Origin of the sequence: Escherichia sp. E2661 (genome assembly GCF_004745185.1) — a bacterium.
In the GTDB taxonomy this organism is placed as follows: domain Bacteria; phylum Pseudomonadota; class Gammaproteobacteria; order Enterobacterales; family Enterobacteriaceae; genus Escherichia.
The window spans coordinates 87,795-106,991 of sequence record NZ_PDIG01000013.1; the positions used below are offsets into that span (position 1 = coordinate 87,795).

12 protein-coding genes, 1 tRNA gene and 2 pseudogenes are annotated in these 19,197 nt (G+C 47.3%); 6 read left to right on the forward strand and 9 right to left on the reverse strand.

Going from position 1 to position 19,197, the window contains the following annotated elements; genetic code table 11:
- Positions 1-98: 98 nt before the first annotated feature.
- The 5 genes and pseudogenes from yjhR to CRI63_RS07100 all read right to left on the reverse strand — a co-directional run bounded on the left by yjhR (position 99) and on the right by CRI63_RS07100 (position 6,397).
- Positions 99-3,615, reverse strand: a pseudogene (gene yjhR / locus CRI63_RS07080) (helicase YjhR).
- Positions 3,616-4,049: 434 nt separating this feature from the next.
- A complete protein-coding gene (locus CRI63_RS07085) occupies positions 4,050-4,847 on the reverse strand; it encodes a helix-turn-helix transcriptional regulator (RefSeq protein ID WP_135518994.1) in 798 nt (265 codons plus the stop codon).
- A gap of 113 nt (positions 4,848-4,960) precedes the next feature.
- Complete coding sequence (locus tag CRI63_RS07090; protein WP_000409332.1) at positions 4,961-5,236, reverse strand: type II toxin-antitoxin system RelE/ParE family toxin; 276 nt, start codon at positions 5,234-5,236, stop codon at positions 4,961-4,963.
- 3 nt (positions 5,237-5,239) lie between these two features.
- Positions 5,240-5,488 carry a ribbon-helix-helix domain-containing protein gene (locus tag CRI63_RS07095; RefSeq protein ID WP_135518997.1) on the reverse strand — a complete coding sequence of 83 codons (249 nt, stop codon included), beginning with the start codon at positions 5,486-5,488 and terminating at the stop codon, positions 5,240-5,242.
- A gap of 75 nt (positions 5,489-5,563) precedes the next feature.
- Positions 5,564-6,397, reverse strand: a complete 834-nt coding sequence (locus tag CRI63_RS07100; protein WP_135519000.1) for a DUF4942 domain-containing protein — start codon at positions 6,395-6,397, stop codon at positions 5,564-5,566.
- 305 nt (positions 6,398-6,702) lie between these two features.
- Between CRI63_RS07100 and CRI63_RS07105 the strand changes: the two genes are divergently transcribed.
- The 3 genes from CRI63_RS07105 (at position 6,703) to CRI63_RS07115 (ending at position 12,648) form a co-directional block, all read left to right on the forward strand.
- Entirely contained in the window at positions 6,703-8,259 is a 1,557-nt protein-coding gene (locus tag CRI63_RS07105; RefSeq protein WP_135519003.1) for a type I restriction-modification system subunit M, read from the forward strand.
- Positions 8,256-9,410 carry a restriction endonuclease subunit S gene (locus CRI63_RS07110; protein ID WP_135519006.1) on the forward strand — a complete coding sequence of 385 codons (1,155 nt, stop codon included), beginning with the start codon at positions 8,256-8,258 and terminating at the stop codon, positions 9,408-9,410. Before CRI63_RS07105 ends, CRI63_RS07110 begins: the two co-directional genes overlap by 4 nt.
- A gap of 121 nt (positions 9,411-9,531) precedes the next feature.
- The gene (locus tag CRI63_RS07115; protein ID WP_135519009.1) at positions 9,532-12,648 is read left to right on the forward strand and encodes an HsdR family type I site-specific deoxyribonuclease; all 3,117 of its coding nucleotides are present in this window, start codon (positions 9,532-9,534) and stop codon (positions 12,646-12,648) included.
- A 227-nt stretch (positions 12,649-12,875) separates the two neighbouring features.
- Here the strand turns inward: CRI63_RS07115 and CRI63_RS07120 are convergent.
- Positions 12,876-12,959: transfer RNA gene (locus tag CRI63_RS07120), tRNA-Leu, on the reverse strand.
- A 193-nt stretch (positions 12,960-13,152) separates the two neighbouring features.
- Here CRI63_RS07120 and CRI63_RS07125 point away from each other — a divergent pair.
- Positions 13,153-13,339 (forward strand): annotated as a pseudogene (locus tag CRI63_RS07125) (alcohol dehydrogenase); the annotation flags it as partial.
- 109 nt (positions 13,340-13,448) lie between these two features.
- On the forward strand, positions 13,449-14,951 hold the full coding sequence (locus tag CRI63_RS07130) for a helicase HerA-like C-terminal domain-containing protein (protein ID WP_130237501.1): 1,503 nt from the start codon (positions 13,449-13,451) through the stop codon (positions 14,949-14,951).
- Between the two features lie 125 nt (positions 14,952-15,076).
- On the opposite strand, the gene lptG is transcribed toward CRI63_RS07130, so the two are convergent.
- The 3 genes from lptG to ytgA form a co-directional block, all read right to left on the reverse strand.
- A complete protein-coding gene (gene lptG, locus CRI63_RS07135; protein ID WP_105290080.1) occupies positions 15,077-16,159 on the reverse strand; it encodes an LPS export ABC transporter permease LptG in 1,083 nt (360 codons plus the stop codon).
- Positions 16,159-17,259, reverse strand: coding sequence for an LPS export ABC transporter permease LptF (gene lptF / locus CRI63_RS07140; protein WP_105290081.1), 1,101 nt, complete (start codon positions 17,257-17,259; stop codon positions 16,159-16,161). The genes lptG and lptF overlap by 1 nt, the downstream gene beginning before the upstream one ends.
- A gap of 62 nt (positions 17,260-17,321) precedes the next feature.
- Entirely contained in the window at positions 17,322-17,372 is a 51-nt protein-coding gene (ytgA, locus tag CRI63_RS24285; RefSeq protein ID WP_211180521.1) for a protein YtgA, read from the reverse strand.
- 153 nt (positions 17,373-17,525) lie between these two features.
- Here ytgA and pepA point away from each other — a divergent pair, with 153 nt between their 5' ends.
- A complete protein-coding gene (gene pepA / locus CRI63_RS07145; RefSeq protein WP_000397144.1) occupies positions 17,526-19,037 on the forward strand; it encodes a leucyl aminopeptidase in 1,512 nt (503 codons plus the stop codon).
- The last annotated feature ends 160 nt before the right edge of the window (positions 19,038-19,197 follow it).

Genomic DNA, 19,197 nt, shown 5'->3' on the forward strand with positions numbered 1-19,197 from the left:
GAAAATCAGGAAGGCGACTCGCAATAAATCTGAAAGTCGCTTTCACATTGTTAAAATATATCCCTTACCACTCCTGTGTTGTGAACTGTTCATCACACTTATAGCTGACGTTGATCCAGACTGCTATATATCGCCTTTATTTCATTTTTTACGCCTTCGCCACGGTACACCAGAGACGTATCATAACGTTGATATTTATCTTCTCGCGCAGCACTGAACCAGTTAAAAGATCCAACGCACAGCAACTCCTCATCTCTAATCACAATTTTGCTGTGAACGCGATTCACCAATTTTGTAGCAATGCCCATATTATTGAGCTTTTCGACTGCATCATTTAGAAGATGCAGTTTCTCCTGGCGCTTATCATCATCGATATGCGCAATATTGCAGTTTTTATCCGTTACCACGGTAATATCAATACCTCGGGAGCGGGCCAGAGCCATTGACGTCAGAAACCCCGTTTGCTCCACTTTTTGCCAGGATAACCAGGGGGAAATAATCGTGATCTTCTGTTGAGCTGCGGCCAGAGCATTATTCAAGAATTCATCATGCTGCTCCACACCATGCAACGTTGAAATTTTTGTCTGTGCGGAAATTAAATCCTGTCGTTTCTGAAACTCAAATTGCAACGCATTATTATCTGAAGCAAACAGAAATTTTGCCAATAACCCTCGCGGCGAAGATGCGGGCTGCATCTCAATAAGGTCCATATCGCCAAAGACCAGAAAACTATCCTTAGCGCGTGAGACAGCAACATTGAGGATACTGCTGTTGCTATCAAGAAACCTGCCATCTTCATGTTTTGAGTAGACTGGGGAAAAGAGAACAATCGCCCTTTCCGCACCCTGCAAGGAGTGCACAGTCCCCACTGTCAGTGAGCCCTCTTCGTCTTTGTCATTAATCTCCAGCTTACGCAATGACGTTTTGATGGCATTAACCTGCGCCGAAAATGGCGTCACAACACCAACAACTTTGTACAGAGGTTCCCCGTAATGGCGCTCTATATCATCCTTATGTGTCGCCAGCCATGCTGCTATTGTTTCAGCTTCAAGAGGGTTATAACGGCTCCCCCCATTTGGCTTCATGCCTCGGCCATCAATATGCAGATATCCCATTGCGGGAAAAATCGTCCCTTTTTCCATCCCTCTTTTAGGCTGCAACTTACCGTGATAGCAAAGTGAGTTACAGTAGCCGATGATGTTATTGAAACAGCGACGATGCTCATACAGATACATTCCGCGCTCGAACTTGGGATCATACTGGTAGCGGGAGTTGAACTGGGCAACCTGCATTACGCTGCCAGATGCTGCACTTTTTCCAGACCCACACACATGGGAATATGTATTTATTAACTCTTCCTGAGTGCCACCAGAAAGAATATTCTCCTCAAGCATATTGCCCATATCAGTAACGGGTAGACAATTCCAGATTGGAGCTATTTGCTCCGTATCGCCAATCACCAGTGCTTTCTTCGCCAATGCAAAAGAGGCCGCAGCAACCTCCGGGAGTACCTGCCCTGCTTCATCGACAATCAGTAAATCGGCAAAGTTATATAAATAATTATTATCCGATGTTCTGTCCCCACCAAAAGATTTTCTCCTGTTCATATGGTAAGGCAACATGTAGCAGGTCATTACCACACAAGGAGTAAGTTTCATTCTTCTTAGCCAACGAGCCTCGGCGATAGTTGTCCCGGTAATTCCTTTTTCTTTTTGCAGGTTATCAATTGCCGCCATATCCATCAGCCAGCGACCTTCCCAATAATGAGTCGCTAACAAGAACGCTGGAAAACGAATCTGAGTATCGGCAAGCTCGTCCGCTCCGGCGAGGTTCAACTCATCGTCTCCCCTGTAGCCCAGAGCATAAGTCAACCCGCGCCATTGTTTTGCTGCTTCCATTTCGCTTCGGGCTATGTCCTGCGCAAAGTTGATATTCTGTTGGCACACCGCCTGCTCTTGTTGCGCTTTAGCGATCAAACTATCGATAAATTTATCAATATCTTCGGGACAATTTCCCTGGAACGCTGTCATTCTTGCGCCGAACGTAGAGTCCAGGAAGAGGTTAATCTGGTAATGGCGTTTAGCACGAACAGCAGGGAGCCATGACAAAAATGCATACATAAGCGACTCATCGGCACGGTATTGCTGCCACTGCTTTTTACCTCTGGCTAAAAGTGAAATTTCATTGCCAATATTGAGAAGAAGTGTGTTTTTGTCCTGAAGATACTGGTCGAGATTCTCACTGATGACTCGCTGTTCATGGCGGATATCATTGAGTCTGCGCCATGCGGGTTCGATTTGCTGAAGTTGCATAAACTGTGAAGTTAAACGTTCATGCAAAAGCGTCACTACATGCTCTGGCGAATTGCACTCTCCAGCTCCAAACGCCGCCTCCGCTTTTTCAAGGTAAAAAGGCCCGGGCTTTTTCCAGATATTCCTGGGATTCAACGCGGTTAAAAAAATCTTCAGTCTGGTATTTCTTCGCTGCCTCAACCTGACGGCTTTTAGACGGAAAATAAGCGCCATAGCTTATTACCTCCGGCAACCAACGCCCAGACATTACGCCAAAACCAGTAGAGAAATCTTTTCCAAAGGCTTCAATAATATTGGTGACGGCCTGATTGTTAGTCGATGTGGCAATAATTACAGGAGGTTCAGTTTGATTAAGTGCGGCTCTTGTCCATTCGGTGGCAATAATAGAAAGCACCAGCGTAGTTTTACCCGTTCCCGGAGGACCGTTGACAGCGAGCATATCACCCTGCTGTTGAGTCAGATAATGGCTCAGGGCATCGCGCTGCGCCACTGCCAGCGGAAACTTATCGCCGGAATGCCCCAGACGTTCGCAGAACATCGCATTCTTAGCAAGAAGTGGCTCCACTGGAGCCATTTCGTTTGAGGCAAAACGCGTTAATAGCGGAACCTTAACCTGGCTCATCAGAAGATGGTCATACATAGGCAGGATATGAACGCTGGCCCCTACATGCTGGCTAGCTTTAACAATATAACCATATCCAGCCCGTTCGTATGGCTCAGATGTAGCGACCCAATTTCCCGCGACGTTTCTTAAAAGGTTATCTGACTGTTGAAGATAATTTTGCCAATGCTGACGATACCTGGCATGGCGTTCCGCTTTCTCTTCGTCAGTTTCTTCGTAATGTTCTGGTTCATCTTCATTAATGGTGGCTGTGTTATGCGTGGCTTTGTATTTGTCATATTGCGCCAACTCCCCAATAGAAAAATGACCGGAAGGGAGAGGTTCAAGCAGATCGCGGGGAATAGTGGCTGAAGCGGCAGGAAACAAAAAACCTTCCCTATTCAGAAGAGCGGAGGTAACCAGTGGCGTGATAATTGCGGGTGCACCTGCCATTTGCTCTTTGCCATGCTTTACTATGCGGTTCCACACTTGGGGCCGTAACACGACTTCAACGGTTTTTACCGACTCCCCTTCACCGTCAAAAAATGCCCGAATAGTCTCGTCATCCAACTGCCCTGCGGTGATATTTATCCATCGAATGAATGAATCTGTATCTTTACGTGAAAACGTTCCTTTACCAGATTCGGCGTCAGCTAAGGAGTTGCGCCAGTATGAAGTGAATCCCAATGTATTGCTGTCCATTTTCCATTCCGTGACATAATAGAAATCATTGATTTCATTGATGTAAATATTACTTATGATTAAACATTGTCCACGATGCGAGCACGATCGCAATAAATATTGTGCCTGGAGGATGGATTAGATTTTCTGAAAGAGCCGAATCCTTAATAGATAAGCGCAAACATACTTGGTTCGGTATTCTTAAGGGAATTAATATGGATTGAACCAAGTTGACGTTAGTTGAAAAAAACAGCGGAAAAGATTTGCGTGGCGCGGATTTCAGGCATAAAAAAAAGACCTCAGTTGAGGTCTATTTACATACTTTTGGTGTTAAGGCCGCACCGCGATTCCAGACTCAACAATATGAAATCAATGGATTTTTAAAAATGCGAAGTTACTTTGTATACTCACATGTATACTCAGTACCATTTCTTAAGAAATCAATTCATTCAATACTACTCATCATCGTCTTCCACTGGTTCCTGCACATCAAGCGCAACTCGCACCATAGCGATAGAACCAATACGAATGAAAGCATCTTCTCCATCTTCGTCGGTTATCATAAAACGATCCGTGGTTTCAGGCTCGCAATCCAGCGCGTCAAAAAAAGCATACAACTGGCCGATATCATCCGTCTCTTCGTTTTGCGGCGCATCTGGCTCAACACTCAGTGGAATCACTGGTCCGCCGTTTACCAGCGTGATATGGACATTAAAATAATCGTCTTCGTAGGCATCATCCTCTTCGTCAACGATTGGCCGCAGACCATCAGAAAGGAACTGATGAAATACCACTTCACGCATATTTAACGCATAACGATACTCGGAAGAATCAAAAACGAAGAAGCGTTCTATGTTTGGAGTGTTTTTTTCCTGAAAATAATAATAAAACCTCCGCTTATCCGCTGCTGAAATGGGCAACAGCAAATAGTCCCGCTGCCCCTGTAGCCAAAGTTTTACGGTCCAGAGACCGCTATCCATTTCAATGCCGCTTGTGGCTATAGCCTCAAGATCTTCATCAGTTTTACGACGCTTTTTGCGGAAGTTGTTTATCAACCGATCGCTTTCCGGGAACACTACGTTTAGAGGCTTATCCAGAGCATTGCATATTGCCTGTGCGAGACCCAGCTTTGCAGCAACCTTCCCGGTTTCGATACGCTGAATTTGCTGCTGGCTGGTGCCGACCATAAACGCCAGCTCGCGTTGGGTGATAGATAGCTGGGTACGGAGCTGTTTGATGTTGTTCTGTGACATGGCATCCTCCTTCAGAAGGAGTGGAAAGTGCCATTAAAACACAAAATTGAGTATAAACACATAATCGTGTTTACACTCACTAATTAACACCCTTGAACGAAAAGAAAATCTCTTCAGCGCTCTTCTTTGGTATGCCAGAGATCGACTATATAAATGTCATTGTCACGAAGTTCGTAGTGAACCTCATAGTCATCAAATAACACTTTTCGGACTTCCCGAGGTTCATACCGAGTCTGCTGTACGCCAATTGCCGGATGTGCTGTAAGACCAGCACAACCAGTAATCAGGCGATCCAAAACGTCATCGGCGTGCTGGCGGCTATACTGAAGGGCGAAACGGTAGATACGCTCAAGGTCATCCTGAGCTTTAAGCGTCCAGTAAATTTCCATTTATCAGGATTTCTTTAAGCGATTAGCAAAATCCACCATGTCCGAGTGGCTCATCACACGACCGGCATCCACATCCGCAATACCGGCCTGGATGCTCTGGTGACGCCGTTCTCTTTCGGCCAGCATACTGGTCAACGCTTCCTTAATAATCCAGCTTTTAGAACGGTCCAACTCAATTGCCAGATTCTCAACAGCAGCGGCCAATTCAATAGGTATCTGTGCGCTGATGGTTTGTTTAGTAAGCGAACCCATAGGGATTACCTCGTTTAATAACATTTAATAACTCCTATTAATATTAGCATAGAGGTGCCTATAAAACATCACATCTCATTTCGCAGGTAACATCCCCGGAAAGTGCTTCGCCACGATATCATTCATCTTATCCACCAGATCCAGTCGCTTGAATGTGATATGCCCACTGCCTTTCTGGTAATAGCGGATGACAAATAAATCGTCATTAAATACCTGCTCATGCGGGTGAGCACTAACGAAGTCCATAAACCGGATGGAGACATCATGCCGGTTATCGGGAATGGCCTTCCCATCCAGCAGATAGAACATCCGTTCCAGATCGGCAAGCTGATCTCGCCGCCAGCCCCAGTTCAGGCTGTAGCCCCATCTGTCATGCTTCACCAGATTGTTAACGATAATCTTCTTACCGAAGTAACAGGGATTATTGGTTTTGTAATCCCAGCTCAATCCCTTAAATACATTGATAATCCCACGTTCGAAAACGTCCTGCTTGTTATGGTGCAACTGCTCAAAAGTACTCAGGATGTTGGCTTCGCTAATCGCCGGGAGCTCGCCCTCCTCCAGGTTCTTCGCCCACTGACTGCGAGATTCGGCATCCATCAGAGTCAACATCCCGGACTTCAGCATGAGATCGCGCCATATACTGCGGTCGATATTGCGGGTGATCACCGGCATCGCTTTGTCGGTTGGCTGCATCAGCCAGCAATCAAAGGCATATCCATTACGCATTGCCCAGGTTCCAGCCACATCACCGCCAATACTGGATGTCAGGCTGGAGATATCATCCAGTTTTTGGATTAACGCCGCTATCTGGTTCAGTGCACTATCACGTCCTGTGACGATACGCTCGATACTGGTCGAGCAAATTAGTTCGTTATGATCGGTTAAGACTTCAGCTTCTGTCTGCATAATCTTTCATCCGTAAAAAATACACTCGCCGTTAGTAGCAGACGAATTATCCACTGGTGAAAGATTGGGTAAATAATGAGATTGAAAATCGGGAAGGTGACTCGCAATAAATTATCTGATCACCTACGGATGGACGATGGGCATATAAAGTAGCCTCCTGACTCAAGCGGTGAATGCTGAGTAAGATGCACTAACAATCTGGTGCTGAATCCCCTCCTCACCGTCATACAAATCTGAAAAACCAAAAAACTTCCGGTAAAATCCCGGCAAAAGCCGACGTTAAAAACACATTCAAAGGATAAAAAATGACCAGTCTTCAGCAGCGCGCGGAGCTTCATCGCCAAATCTGGCAAATTGCTAACGATGTCAGAGGTTCGGTCGATGGATGGGACTTTAAGCAATACGTTCTGGGCGCGCTTTTCTACCGTTTTATCAGCGAAAATTTTTCCAGCTATATTGAAGCCGGTGATGACAGTATCTGTTATGCGAAACTGGATGACAGCGTAATAACTGATGACATTAAAGACGATGCCATCAAAACCAAAGGCTACTTCATCTACCCAAGTCAGCTTTTCTGCAACGTAGCTGCGAAAGCAAATACCAACGACAGACTGAATGCAGATTTAAACAGCATCTTCGTTGCTATCGAAAGTTCTGCTTACGGTTACCCTTCAGAAGCTGACATCAAAGGTTTGTTTGCTGATTTCGATACCACCAGTAACCGCCTGGGTAACACCGTTAAGGATAAAAATGCCCGCCTGGCTGCGGTTCTGAAAGGGGTTGAAGGATTAAAGCTTGGCGACTTTAACGAACATCAGATTGACCTGTTCGGTGACGCCTATGAGTTCCTGATTTCTAACTATGCGGCGAATGCTGGTAAGTCAGGCGGCGAGTTCTTTACACCGCAGCACGTCTCTAAGCTGATTGCACAACTGGCAATGCACGGCCAGACCCACGTTAACAAAATCTACGATCCGGCAGCAGGTTCCGGTTCGCTGTTGTTGCAGGCTAAAAAACAGTTCGATGACCACATCATCGAAGAAGGCTTTTTCGGTCAGGAAATCAACCATACGACCTATAACCTGGCGCGTATGAACATGTTTTTGCACAACATCAACTACGACAAGTTTGATATCAAGCTGGGCAATACGCTGACTGAGCCGCACTTCAGAGATGAAAAACCGTTTGATGCCATCGTTTCTAACCCGCCGTATTCGGTGAAATGGATTGGCAGCGATGACCCGACGCTGATTAACGATGAACGTTTTGCCCCGGCTGGCGTTCTGGCCCCCAAATCCAAAGCTGACTTTGCGTTTGTACTACATGCGCTGAACTATCTTTCTGCCAAAGGTCGCGCTGCGATTGTTTGCTTCCCAGGTATTTTTTACCGTGGCGGCGCAGAGCAGAAAATCCGTCAGTATCTGGTCGACAATAACTATGTAGAAACCGTGATTTCACTGGCACCGAACCTGTTCTTTGGAACCACCATTGCCGTAAACATTCTGGTGCTGTCTAAACATAAAACGGATACCAAAGTTCAGTTTATTGATGCCAGCGAACTGTTCAAAAAAGAGACTAACAACAACATTCTGACCGATGCCCATATAGAAAAAATTATGCAGGTATTTGCCAGCAAGGAAGATGTTGCTCATCTGGCGAAATCTGTTGCGTTTGAGACTGTTGTCGCGAATGACTATAACCTGTCGGTGAGCAGCTATGTGGAAGCGAAAGATAACCGCGAAATTATCGATATCGCTGAGCTGAATGCTGAGCTGAAAACCACGGTCAGCAAAATCGACCAGTTGCGCAAAGATATTGATGCGATTGTGGCTGAAATTGAAGGCTGCGAGGGGCAGAAATGAGCGAGTTGAGTTATCTGGAAAAATTGCTGGATGGGGTTGAAGTTGAGTGGTTGCCATTGGGTCATATTGCAGCTATAAAAACTGGACAATCTGTAAATAAAAATATGATTTCAAAAAATCCTGGTGTCTATCCTGTTATTAATAGTGGACGGGAACCATTAGGTTTTATTAATACATGGAATACTGACAATGACCCAATTGGTATTACTACTAGGGGCGCTGGTGTTGGCTCTGTAATTTGGCAGGAGGGGAAATATTTTAGGGGAAACTTAAACTATTCAATAACTATAGATAAAAAAAGTCACATAAATATAAGATATATATATCATGCCTTGCTTCACATGAAGAATGATATCCATGAGTTATGTACATTTGATGGTATTCCTGCTCTAAATGCCGGTAGTTTAAAAAAACTACTCATCCCAATCCCCTGTCCGGATAATCCGGAAAAATCCCTTTCCATCCAATCTGAAATTGTTCGGATTCTGGATAAATTTACTGCACTTACCGCTGAGCTTACCGCTGAGCTTACCGCTGAGCTTAACATGCGTAAAAAACAGTACAACTACTATCGCGACCAGTTGTTGAGTTTTAAAGAGGGTGAGGTTGAGTGGAAGACTTTGGGGGAAGTGGCTCAGTTTAAGCGAGGAACGGCAATTACCCAAAAACAGACAAAACCAGGTGAAATACCAGTAGTTGCCAATGGACCAATTCCTACTTATTTTCATAGCGAGAGCAACAGACAAGGTGAAACAATCGTTATAGCCAGATCTGGTGCCTATGCAGGATATGTCAGTTTCTGGAATCAGCCAATATTTTTAACCGATGCCTTTAGTGTTCATTCCGACTTAAAAATTGTAAAACCAAAGTTTATTTACCACGTGCTACAAAATAAACAAGAGCACATCCATGCAATGAAAAAAGGTGCGGGTGTGCCTCATGTCCGAGTTAAAGAGTTTGAAACCTATGATATACCTATACCTCCTATCACCGAACAAGACCGTATTGTTTCTATACTCGATAAATTCGACACCCTGACCAACTCCATCACCGAAGGTCTTCCGCGTGAAATCGAGTTGCGCCAGAAACAATACGAATACTATCGTGATTTACTGTTCAGTTTCCCAAAACCTGAAACTGTCAGTAATTAATTGACCATTACTACCGACCGGACCACCTTAACATCCGGTCTGTATATAGACTATTTTTTACACGCCGGAAGTCACTCTTAACGCCCTTCCGGCCCTTGCCAGACGGCACAAAGGATGCGCTATGACTCATCAGATACACACCATTGCTGAATCCAATAACTTTATCGTCCTTGATAAGTACATCAAAGCTGAGCCAACAGGCGACAGCTACCAGAGCGAATCGGACCTGGAACGGGAACTGATTCAGGACCTGCGAAATCAGGGCTATGAATTTATATCCGTAAAATCTCAGTCGGCGATGCTGTCCAATGTTCGGGAACAGCTTCAGAGCCTCAATGGTGTGGTGTTTAATGACAGCGAGTGGCGGCGTTTCACGGAGCAGTATCTGGACAACCCCAGCGATGGCATTCTGGATAAAACCCGTAAAATTCATATCGACTATATCTGCGATTTTATTTTTGATGACGGACGTCTTGAGAATATCTATCTGATAGATAAAAAGAATCTCATGCGCAACAAGGTGCAGATTATCCAGCAGTTTGAACAGGCGGGTTCCCACGCTAATCGTTATGACGTCACGATCCTGGTCAATGGTTTACCGCTGGTACAAATCGAACTGAAAAAGCGCGGCGTGGCGATTCGTGAGGCCTTTAACCAGATACATCGTTACAGCAAAGAGAGTTTTAACAGCGAAAATTCTCTGTTTAAGTATCTGCAACTGTTTGTCATTTCCAACGGCACCGATACCCGTTACTTTGCCAACACCACAAAGCGCGATAAAAACAGTTTTGACTTCACTATGAACTGGGCGAAATCAGACAACACGCTGATTAAAGACCTCAAAGACTTTACCGCTACCTTTTTCCAGAAACATACTCTGCTTAATGTCTTAGTGAACTACAGCGTGTTCGATATTAGCCAAACGCTACTAGTGATGCGACCGTACCAGATTGCCGCCACTGAGCGTATCTTATGGAAAATCAACAGCTCCTATAAAGCGAAAAACTGGTCTACCCCCGAAAGTGGTGGCTTTATCTGGCACACTACCGGTTCTGGTAAAACCCTGACCAGCTTTAAAGCCGCGCGTCTGGCAACAGAACTGGACTTTATTGATAAAGTCTTCTTCGTGGTCGACAGGAAAGACCTCGATTACCAGACCATGAAGGAATATCAGCGTTTTTCGCCAGATAGTGTTAACGGCTCGGAAAATACCGCAGGTCTTAAACGAAATCTGGATAAGGACGATAACAAAATTATCGTCACCACTATTCAGAAACTTAATAACCTGATGAAAGCCGAAAGCGACATGCCTGTATACAATCAGCAAGTGGTGTTTATATTTGATGAATGCCACCGCAGCCAGTTTGGAGAAGCGCAGAAAAACCTGAAGAAGAAATTCAAACGCTATTATCAGTTTGGTTTTACCGGCACACCTATTTTCCCGGAAAACGCTTTAGGCTCAGAAACGACCGCCAGCGTATTTGGTCGTGAATTGCATTCGTATGTGATTACCGATGCGATTCGTGATGAAAAAGTGCTCAAATTCAAGGTGGACTATAACGATGTGCGGCCACAGTTTAAGTCTTTAGAGACAGAAACTGACGAGAAAAAACTGAGTGCAGCTGAAAATCAACTGGCGTTTCTTCATCCCATGCGTATACAGGAAATTACGCAATATATTCTGAATAACTTCCGCCAGAAAACCCACCGTACTTTCCCTGGTTCCAAAGGTTTTAATGCCATGCTGGCAGTAAGCAGCGTGGATGCTGCAAAAGCCTATTATGCGACGTTTAAACGGTTACAAGAGGAAGCCGCTAATAAATCTGCAACTTATAAACCACTGCGTGTTGCGACAATCTTCTCCTTTGCCGCTAATGAAGAACAAAATGCCATTGGTGAAATTTCCGATGAAACTTTTGATACCAGCGCAATGGACAGCAGTGCTAAAGAGTTTCTCGACGCTGCAATTCGTGAATATAACAGCTATTTTAAAACTAACTTCAGCACCGACAGTAACGGTTTTCAGAACTACTATCGTGATTTAGCCCAACGGGTTAAAAATCAAGATATCGATCTGTTAATTGTCGTGGGGATGTTTTTAACCGGCTTCGATGCTCCAACATTGAACACGCTATTCGTCGATAAAAACTTGCGTTTTCACGGCCTGATGCAGGCATTTTCCCGCACCAACCGCATTTATAACGCTACTAAAACCTTCGGTAACATCGTCACTTTCCGGGATCTGGAACGCTCAACCATTGATGCCATAACGCTGTTTGGTGATAAAAATACTAAAAATGTGGTGTTAGAAAAGAGTTATGCTGAGTATATGGAAGGCTTTACAGATGCTGCCACTGGTGAAGCTAAACGCGGCTTTATGGCAGTAGTTTCAGAACTGGAACAACGGTTCCCTGACCCTGCCAGTATTGAAAGTGAAAAAGAGAAGAAAGACTTCGTTAAACTGTTTGGTGAATACCTGCGTGCCGAGAACATCCTGCAAAACTATGATGAATTTGCCACGCTGAAAGCCCTGCAACAAATCGATCTTAGCGATCCTGTTGCGGTAGAAAAATTCAAAGCAGAACATTATGTGGATGATGAAAAGTTCGCTGAATTACAAACGATTCGTCTCCCTGCTGAACGAAAGATTCAGGATTATCGTTCTGCCTATAACGATATTCGTGACTGGCAGCGCCGTGAGAAAGAAGCTGACAAAAAAGAAAAATCAACCACTGACTGGGATGACGTAGTTTTTGAGGTCGATTTGCTGAAGTCTCAGGAAATAAACCTGGATTATATCCTTGGACTGATTTTCGAACACAACAGACAAAACAAAGGTAAGGGCGAAATGACCGAAGAGGTCAAACGCTTAATTCGTTCAAGCCTTGGGAACCGTGCCAAAGAAGGTCTGGTGGTCGATTTTATTCAGCAAACGAACCTGGATGATTTGCCGGATAAAGCCAGCATCATTGACGCATTTTTTACCTTTGCTCAACGCGAACAGCAACGTGAAGCAGAAGCATTGATCAAAGAAGAAAATCTCAATGAAGAGGCGGCGAAACGCTATATTCGCACGTCTTTAAAACGCGAATACGCCACCGAAAATGGCACGGAATTAAACGAGACATTGCCAAAACTCAGTCCGTTAAATCCGCAATATAAGACGAAAAAACAGACGGTTTTCCAGAAGATCGTCGCGTTTATTGAGAAGTTTAAAGGTGTAGGCGGGCAGATATAATGTATTAATCCGAACCTGATCTGGCAGATAGCTGTCAGATCAGGACTGAGCTAATCCAACTAATTAATGTCGAACCGAAAATACCAACGTCTGTACCAACATTTTTCGTTTGCGATGGGTTGGAATTGGTTAGCCCTGAGAGAGTTAAAATCGCGAGAAAGACAGGTAACTAACGGATCCCAGACACAAAAAAAGCCGCCCTTGAGCGACTCGATTTGCATACGATGTGGTGCCGAAGGCGGACTCGAACCGGCACGTATTTCTACGGTTGATTTTGAATCAACTGCGTCTACCGATTTCGCCACTTCGGCACTGAAGAGGTATGCGGAAAACGTTGTGAATTATACCTGTCACGCGCCACCATGCAAGCGCCAGCTTGTGCCATCCTCGCTAAGTGCTGAAAATTTCAGCGTTGTCTTCAGCGATATGTAACCTTTGTCACACTCCAGGCCCCGCCCTACCATGCTCTACACTTCCCGGGCAACACCAGTGAACGACAAAAGCATGTCGATAATCAATAACGAATAGGGATTCTCGCAATATCCGCTACTTACCGAACATAAGGTGATTCGCCGCGTGGTTGCCCAGGGTAGCGCCGCGCAGTCGTGGTCACTGCGGTGCCTGTATTCGCGATAATCAGATCAACTTCTGGCAAGGTGCGGTGCCTACAATTATGAATTACGGAGGCTTTGTTGGGTCGCTTCTGCCAGGCCTTTAAGATATCTCGCAATCGGCTGAATTTAGTGGTGAAAACTTTTTAACCGTGCCTATACTCCAGACAGGGAACTGGAGGAAATCTCATGAGCGAACCACGTTTAATTGCCCGCACGCCGGACACAGAACTGTTTTTACTACCCGCTATGGCTAACCGTCACGGACTGATTACTGGCGCAACGGGGACAGGTAAAACTGTCACGCTGCAAAAACTGGCGGAATCTCTGTCAGAAATCGGCGTTCCGGTGTTTATGGCCGATGTAAAAGGTGATTTGACCGGAGTTGCGGCAGAAGGTACTACCTCGGAAAAACTGCTCGCTCGGTTGAAAAATATCGGCGTCAACGACTGGCAACCACATGCGAATCCAGTGGTGGTATGGGATATTTTTGGTGAGAAAGGTCATCCAGTGCGGGCAACGGTATCGGATCTCGGGCCGTTGTTGCTGGCGCGTTTGTTGAATCTCAACGATGTGCAATCTGGCGTCCTGAATATCATTTTCCGTATTGCTGACGATCAGGGATTGTTGCTTCTCGACTTTAAAGATTTGCGGGCGATTACCCAATACATCGGTGATAACGCCAAATCATTCCAGAATCAGTACGGTAATATCAGTAGCGCATCGGTTGGTGCCATCCAGCGCGGATTACTGACGCTGGAACAGCAAGGGGCAACGCATTTCTTTGGTGAGCCGATGCTGGATATCAAAGACTGGATGCGTACCGATGCCAACGGTAAGGGTGTTATCAATATCCTTAGCGCCGAAAAACTCTACCAGATGCCAAAACTGTACGCCGCCAGCCTGTTGTGGATGCTTTCAGAGTTGTATGAACAATTACCGGAAGCGGGCGATTTGGAAAAACCGAAACTGGTGTTTTTCTTCGACGAAGCGCATCTGTTGTTTAACGATGCGCCGCAGGTGCTGCTGGATAAGATTGAACAGGTAATAAGGCTTATCCGTTCAAAAGGCGTGGGCGTCTGGTTTGTTTCGCAAAACCCTTCTGATATTCCTGACAACGTGCTTGGGCAGTTGGGTAATCGCGTTCAGCACGCTCTGCGCGCCTTTACACCGAAAGACCAGAAAGCGGTGAAGACGGCAGCGCAAACCATGCGACCTAATCCTGCATTTGATACGGAAAAGGCGATTCAGGAACTAGGAACCGGCGAAGCGTTGATCTCTTTTCTGGATGCGAAAGGAAGCCCTTCTGTGGTAGAGCGTGCGATGGTGATCGCGCCTTGTTCACGGATGGGGCCAGTGACAGAAGATGAGCGTAATGGCTTGATTAATCACTCCCCGGTGTACGGCAAGTATGAAGATGACGTGGACCGGGAATCTGCCTATGAGATGTTGCAAAAAGGCGTACAGGCAAGTACCGAGCAGCAAAATACCCCTCCGGCCAAAGGGAAAGAGATAAGTGAAGATGACGGTATTCTGGGTGGGTTGAAGGATATTTTGTTTGGCACTACCGGACCACGCGGCGGAAAGAAAGATGGCGTGGTGCAAACAATGGCGAAAAGCGCCGCCCGCCAGGTGACGAATCAGATTGTACGCGGTGTGCTGGGGAGTTTGCTTGGGGGGAGAAAAAGGTAAGTCAGGCGCTGTTTGTGTTCTCTCACACCAACTTGCCTTTGCCTGATGCACTACGCTTATCAGGCCTACGCCACTTTGCTAACAATAATAAAGGGAGCTTTAGCTCCCTTTATTCGTTCATCAGGTTACGATTTTCTCATTAACAGCCACAGGCTGATCAAGAAGAAGCTGGCGCTTGGCAACAATGCGCCGATAATCGGCGGGATGCCGTAAACCAACGTCAGCGGGCCGAAGATCTGGTCCAGTACGTAGAACACAAAACCGAAGCTAATACCAGTGACCACGCGCACGCCCATCGGCACGCTGCGCAGCGGGCCGAAAATAAATGACAGCGCCATCAGCATCATTACCGCCACGGATAGCGGCTGGAATATTTTGCTCCACATATTAAGCTGGTAGCGCCCGGCGTCCTGACCGCTCGACTTCAGATACTTCACGTAGTTGTGCAAACCACTGATGGAGAGCGCATCCGGATCCAGCGCCACCACGCCCAGTTTGTCCGGAGTGAGGTTGGTTTTCCAGGTGCCGCTCACCGTCTGCGAACCGGTTATCTGTTTGGGATTGGTCAGGTCAGATTCATCAACCTGCGACAGACGCCAGACTTTATGTTCAGGGTCAAACTTCGCGGAAGCGGCATAGCGAACGGATTGCAGACGACGATTCTCGTTAAAGGCATAAATACTGATACCACCTAACTCTTCGTCACCTTTTACTCGCTCAATATAGACAAAGTTGTCACCATCTTTGGCCCATAAACCTTGTTGAGTAGAGAGCAACGAACCACCGTACATCGCCTGCGCGCGGTAGTTACGCGCCATCTGTTCGCCCTGCGGCGCGACCCATTCGCCAATCGCCATCGTCAGCAAAACCAGTGGAATGGCGGTTTTCATTACTGATAACGCGACTTGCATGCGGGTAAAACCAGAAGCCTGCATCACCACCAGTTCGCTGCGCTGTGCCAGCATCCCCAGTCCGAGCAACGCGCCCAGCAGGGCCGCCATCGGGAAGAAGATTTGCACATCTTTCGGCACGCTCAACAGGGTATACATTCCCGCGCCTACCGCGTCGTAACTCCCCTGCCCGGCTTTTTTCAGCTGATCGACAAACTTGATAATGCCGGAAAGCGACACCAGCATGAACAGCGTCATCATGATGGTGGTGAAAATGGTTTTACCGATATAGCGGTCAAGAACACCAAAAGGTTGCATCACACCGCTCCTTTACGCGAAAAACTGGCGCGCAGGCGGCGGACCGGCACGGTGTCCCAAAGGTTGAGAACAATCGCCAAAGCCAGATAAATCAGGTTAACGGTCCACATCCACAGCGTCGGGTCCAGCTTACCTTTACCGCCGTTCGATTTAAGGGAGGTCTGGATCAGGAAGAAAAGCAGATATAGCAGCATGGCTGGCAGCATCGACAGGACACGTCCCTGACGCGGGTTAACCACGCTCAGAGGCACAACCATGAGCGCCATCATAAACACGGTGAATACCAGCGTGATACGCCAGTTCAGTTCTGCGCGGGCACGATCGGTGTCGGTGTTCCACAATGTGCGCATGTCCATCTGGTCGGTATCGTTCGGGTCGAGCGCCACCGCCTGGTGACCAATGATCGCCTGATAATCCTGGAAGTCCGTAATGCGGAAATCACGTAACAGTGCAGTGCCTTCGAAGCGCGTTCCCTGGTTGAGGCTGACGACCTGGGAGCCGTCGCGCAGTTGCGTTAAATGTCCGGAATCGGCCACCACCACAGAAGGACGCGCGTTACCTTTTGGTCGAATTTGCGCGAGGAACACATCTTTGAAATCGCTGCCATCAACACTTTCAATGAACAGCACTGAGCTGCCATTAGTCGCTTGCTGGAATTGCCCTTGCGCCAGCGCCGCCATGCCTGGGTTAGCTTTCGCTTCTGCCAGCACTTCATCCTGATGGCGCGATGACCACGGCCCCGCCCACATCACGTTAACCGCCGCGACAATCGCCGTGAACACCGCGAGAACCATCGCCGCTTTCACCAGAACCGCTTTGCTCAGGCCGCAGGCATGCATTACCGTAATTTCACTTTCGGTATACAGTTTGCCCAGCGTCATCAGCAGCCCGAGGAACAGGCTTAATGGCAGGATAAGCTGCGCCATTTCCGGCACGCCCAACCCGAGAAGGGAGAGCACCAGATTCGCCGGAATATCGCCGTCAACCGCTGCGCCGAGGATCCTCACTAACTTTTGACAGAAGAAGATCAAAAGCAAGATGAAGAGTATCGCCAGCTGGCTTTTGAGCGTCTCCCGCACCAGATATCTTATGATTATCACTTTAAATACGCCCGTAAAAACTCGTCTTTTGCAGGATTTTAGCTTGTTTCATGGCTTAAACGTCATTTATTCTCTTGAGTCGTCGAAATCGTCGCTAAGATAATTATACTCAACGGATTCACCTCTCAGATTTTGTTCTGACGTGCCAATGCCGTAATAACGTTAAGATTAACACGAAGTCATCGCAACAGCGGACATGAGTTACGAAAGCTTGCAATTCTATCTGTAGCCACCGCTGTTGTCTTTAAGATTCAGGAGCGTAGTGCATGGAGTTTAGTGTAAAAAGCGGTAGCCCGGAGAAACAGCGGAGTGCCTGCATCGTCGTGGGCGTCTTCGAACCACGTCGCCTTTCTCCGATTGCAGAACAGCTCGATAAAATCAGCGATGGGTACATCAGCGCCCTGCTACGTCGGGGCGAACTGGAAGGAAAACCGGGGCAGACATTGTTGCTGCACCATGTGCCGAATGTACTTTCCGAGCGAATTCTCCTTATTGGTTGCGGCAAAGAACGTGAGCTGGATGAGCGTCAGTACAAGCAGGTTATTCAGAAAACCATTAACACACTGAATGATACTGGCTCGATGGAAGCGGTCTGTTTCCTGACTGAACTGCACGTTAAAGGCCGTAACAACTACTGGAAAGTGCGCCAGGCTGTCGAGACGGCAAAAGAGACACTCTACAGTTTTGATCAGCTGAAAACGAACAAGAGCGAACCGCGTCGTCCGCTGCGTAAAATGGTGTTCAACGTGCCGACCCGCCGTGAACTGACCAGCGGTGAGCGCGCGATCCAGCACGGTCTGGCGATTGCCGCCGGGATTAAAGCAGCAAAAGATCTCGGCAATATGCCGCCGAATATCTGTAACGCCGCTTACCTCGCTTCACAAGCGCGCCAGCTGGCAGACAGCTACAGCAAGAATGTTATCACCCGCGTTATCGGCGAACAGCAGATGAAAGAGCTGGGGATGCACTCTTATCTGGCGGTCGGTCAGGGTTCGCAAAACGAATCGCTGATGTCGGTGATTGAGTACAAAGGCAACGCGTCGGAAGATGCACGCCCAATCGTGCTGGTGGGTAAAGGTTTAACCTTCGACTCCGGCGGTATCTCCATCAAGCCTTCCGAAGGCATGGATGAGATGAAGTACGATATGTGCGGCGCGGCAGCGGTTTACGGCGTGATGCGGATGGTCGCAGAGCTACAACTGCCGATTAACGTTATCGGCGTGCTGGCAGGCTGCGAAAACATGCCTGGCGGACGTGCCTATCGTCCGGGCGATGTGTTAACCACCATGTCCGGTCAAACCGTAGAAGTGCTGAATACCGACGCCGAAGGCCGCCTGGTATTGTGCGATGTGTTAACTTACGTTGAGCGTTTTGAACCGGAAGCGGTGATTGACGTGGCGACGCTGACCGGTGCCTGCGTGATCGCGCTGGGTCATCACATTACCGGTCTGATGGCGAACCATAACCCGCTGGCCCATGAGCTGATTGCTGCATCTGAACAATCCGGTGACCGCGCATGGCGTTTACCACTGGGTGACGAATACCAGGAACAACTGGAGTCCAATTTTGCCGATATGGCGAACATTGGCGGTCGTCCTGGCGGGGCAATTACCGCAGGTTGCTTCCTGTCGCGCTTTACCCGCAAGTACAACTGGGCGCACCTGGATATTGCAGGAACAGCCTGGCGTTCTGGTAAAGCAAAAGGCGCAACCGGTCGTCCGGTGGCGTTGCTGGCACAGTTCCTGTTGAATCGCGCCGGGTTTAACGGCGAAGAGTAATTGCATCAGGCAAAGTTGTTATTGTCGGATGCGGCATGAACGCCTTATCCGACCTACACAGCATCGAACTCGTAGGCCTGATAAGACGCGGCAGCGTCGCATCAGGCAATGCTGTTATTGTAGGATGCGGCATGAACGCCTTATCCGACCTACACAGCAC

What these genes read in the sequence shown, in the direction of transcription:
- CRI63_RS07105 (WP_135519003.1), top strand. Translation starts at nt 6,703, where the DNA reads ATGACCAGTCTTCAGCAGCGCGCGGAGCTTCATCGCCAAATCTGGCAA.
- CRI63_RS07110 (WP_135519006.1), top strand. Translation starts at nt 8,256, where the DNA reads ATGAGCGAGTTGAGTTATCTGGAAAAATTGCTGGATGGGGTTGAAGTT.
- pepA (WP_000397144.1), top strand. Translation starts at nt 17,526, where the DNA reads ATGGAGTTTAGTGTAAAAAGCGGTAGCCCGGAGAAACAGCGGAGTGCC.
- lptG (WP_105290080.1), bottom strand. Translation starts at nt 16,159, where the DNA reads ATGCAACCTTTTGGTGTTCTTGACCGCTATATCGGTAAAACCATTTTC.
- CRI63_RS07090 (WP_000409332.1), bottom strand. Translation starts at nt 5,236, where the DNA reads ATGGAAATTTACTGGACGCTTAAAGCTCAGGATGACCTTGAGCGTATC.
- CRI63_RS07100 (WP_135519000.1), bottom strand. Translation starts at nt 6,397, where the DNA reads ATGCAGACAGAAGCTGAAGTCTTAACCGATCATAACGAACTAATTTGC.
- CRI63_RS07130 (WP_130237501.1), top strand. Translation starts at nt 13,449, where the DNA reads ATGAGCGAACCACGTTTAATTGCCCGCACGCCGGACACAGAACTGTTT.
- CRI63_RS07115 (WP_135519009.1), top strand. Translation starts at nt 9,532, where the DNA reads ATGACTCATCAGATACACACCATTGCTGAATCCAATAACTTTATCGTC.
- CRI63_RS07095 (WP_135518997.1), bottom strand. Translation starts at nt 5,488, where the DNA reads ATGGGTTCGCTTACTAAACAAACCATCAGCGCACAGATACCTATTGAA.
- CRI63_RS07085 (WP_135518994.1), bottom strand. Translation starts at nt 4,847, where the DNA reads ATGTCACAGAACAACATCAAACAGCTCCGTACCCAGCTATCTATCACC.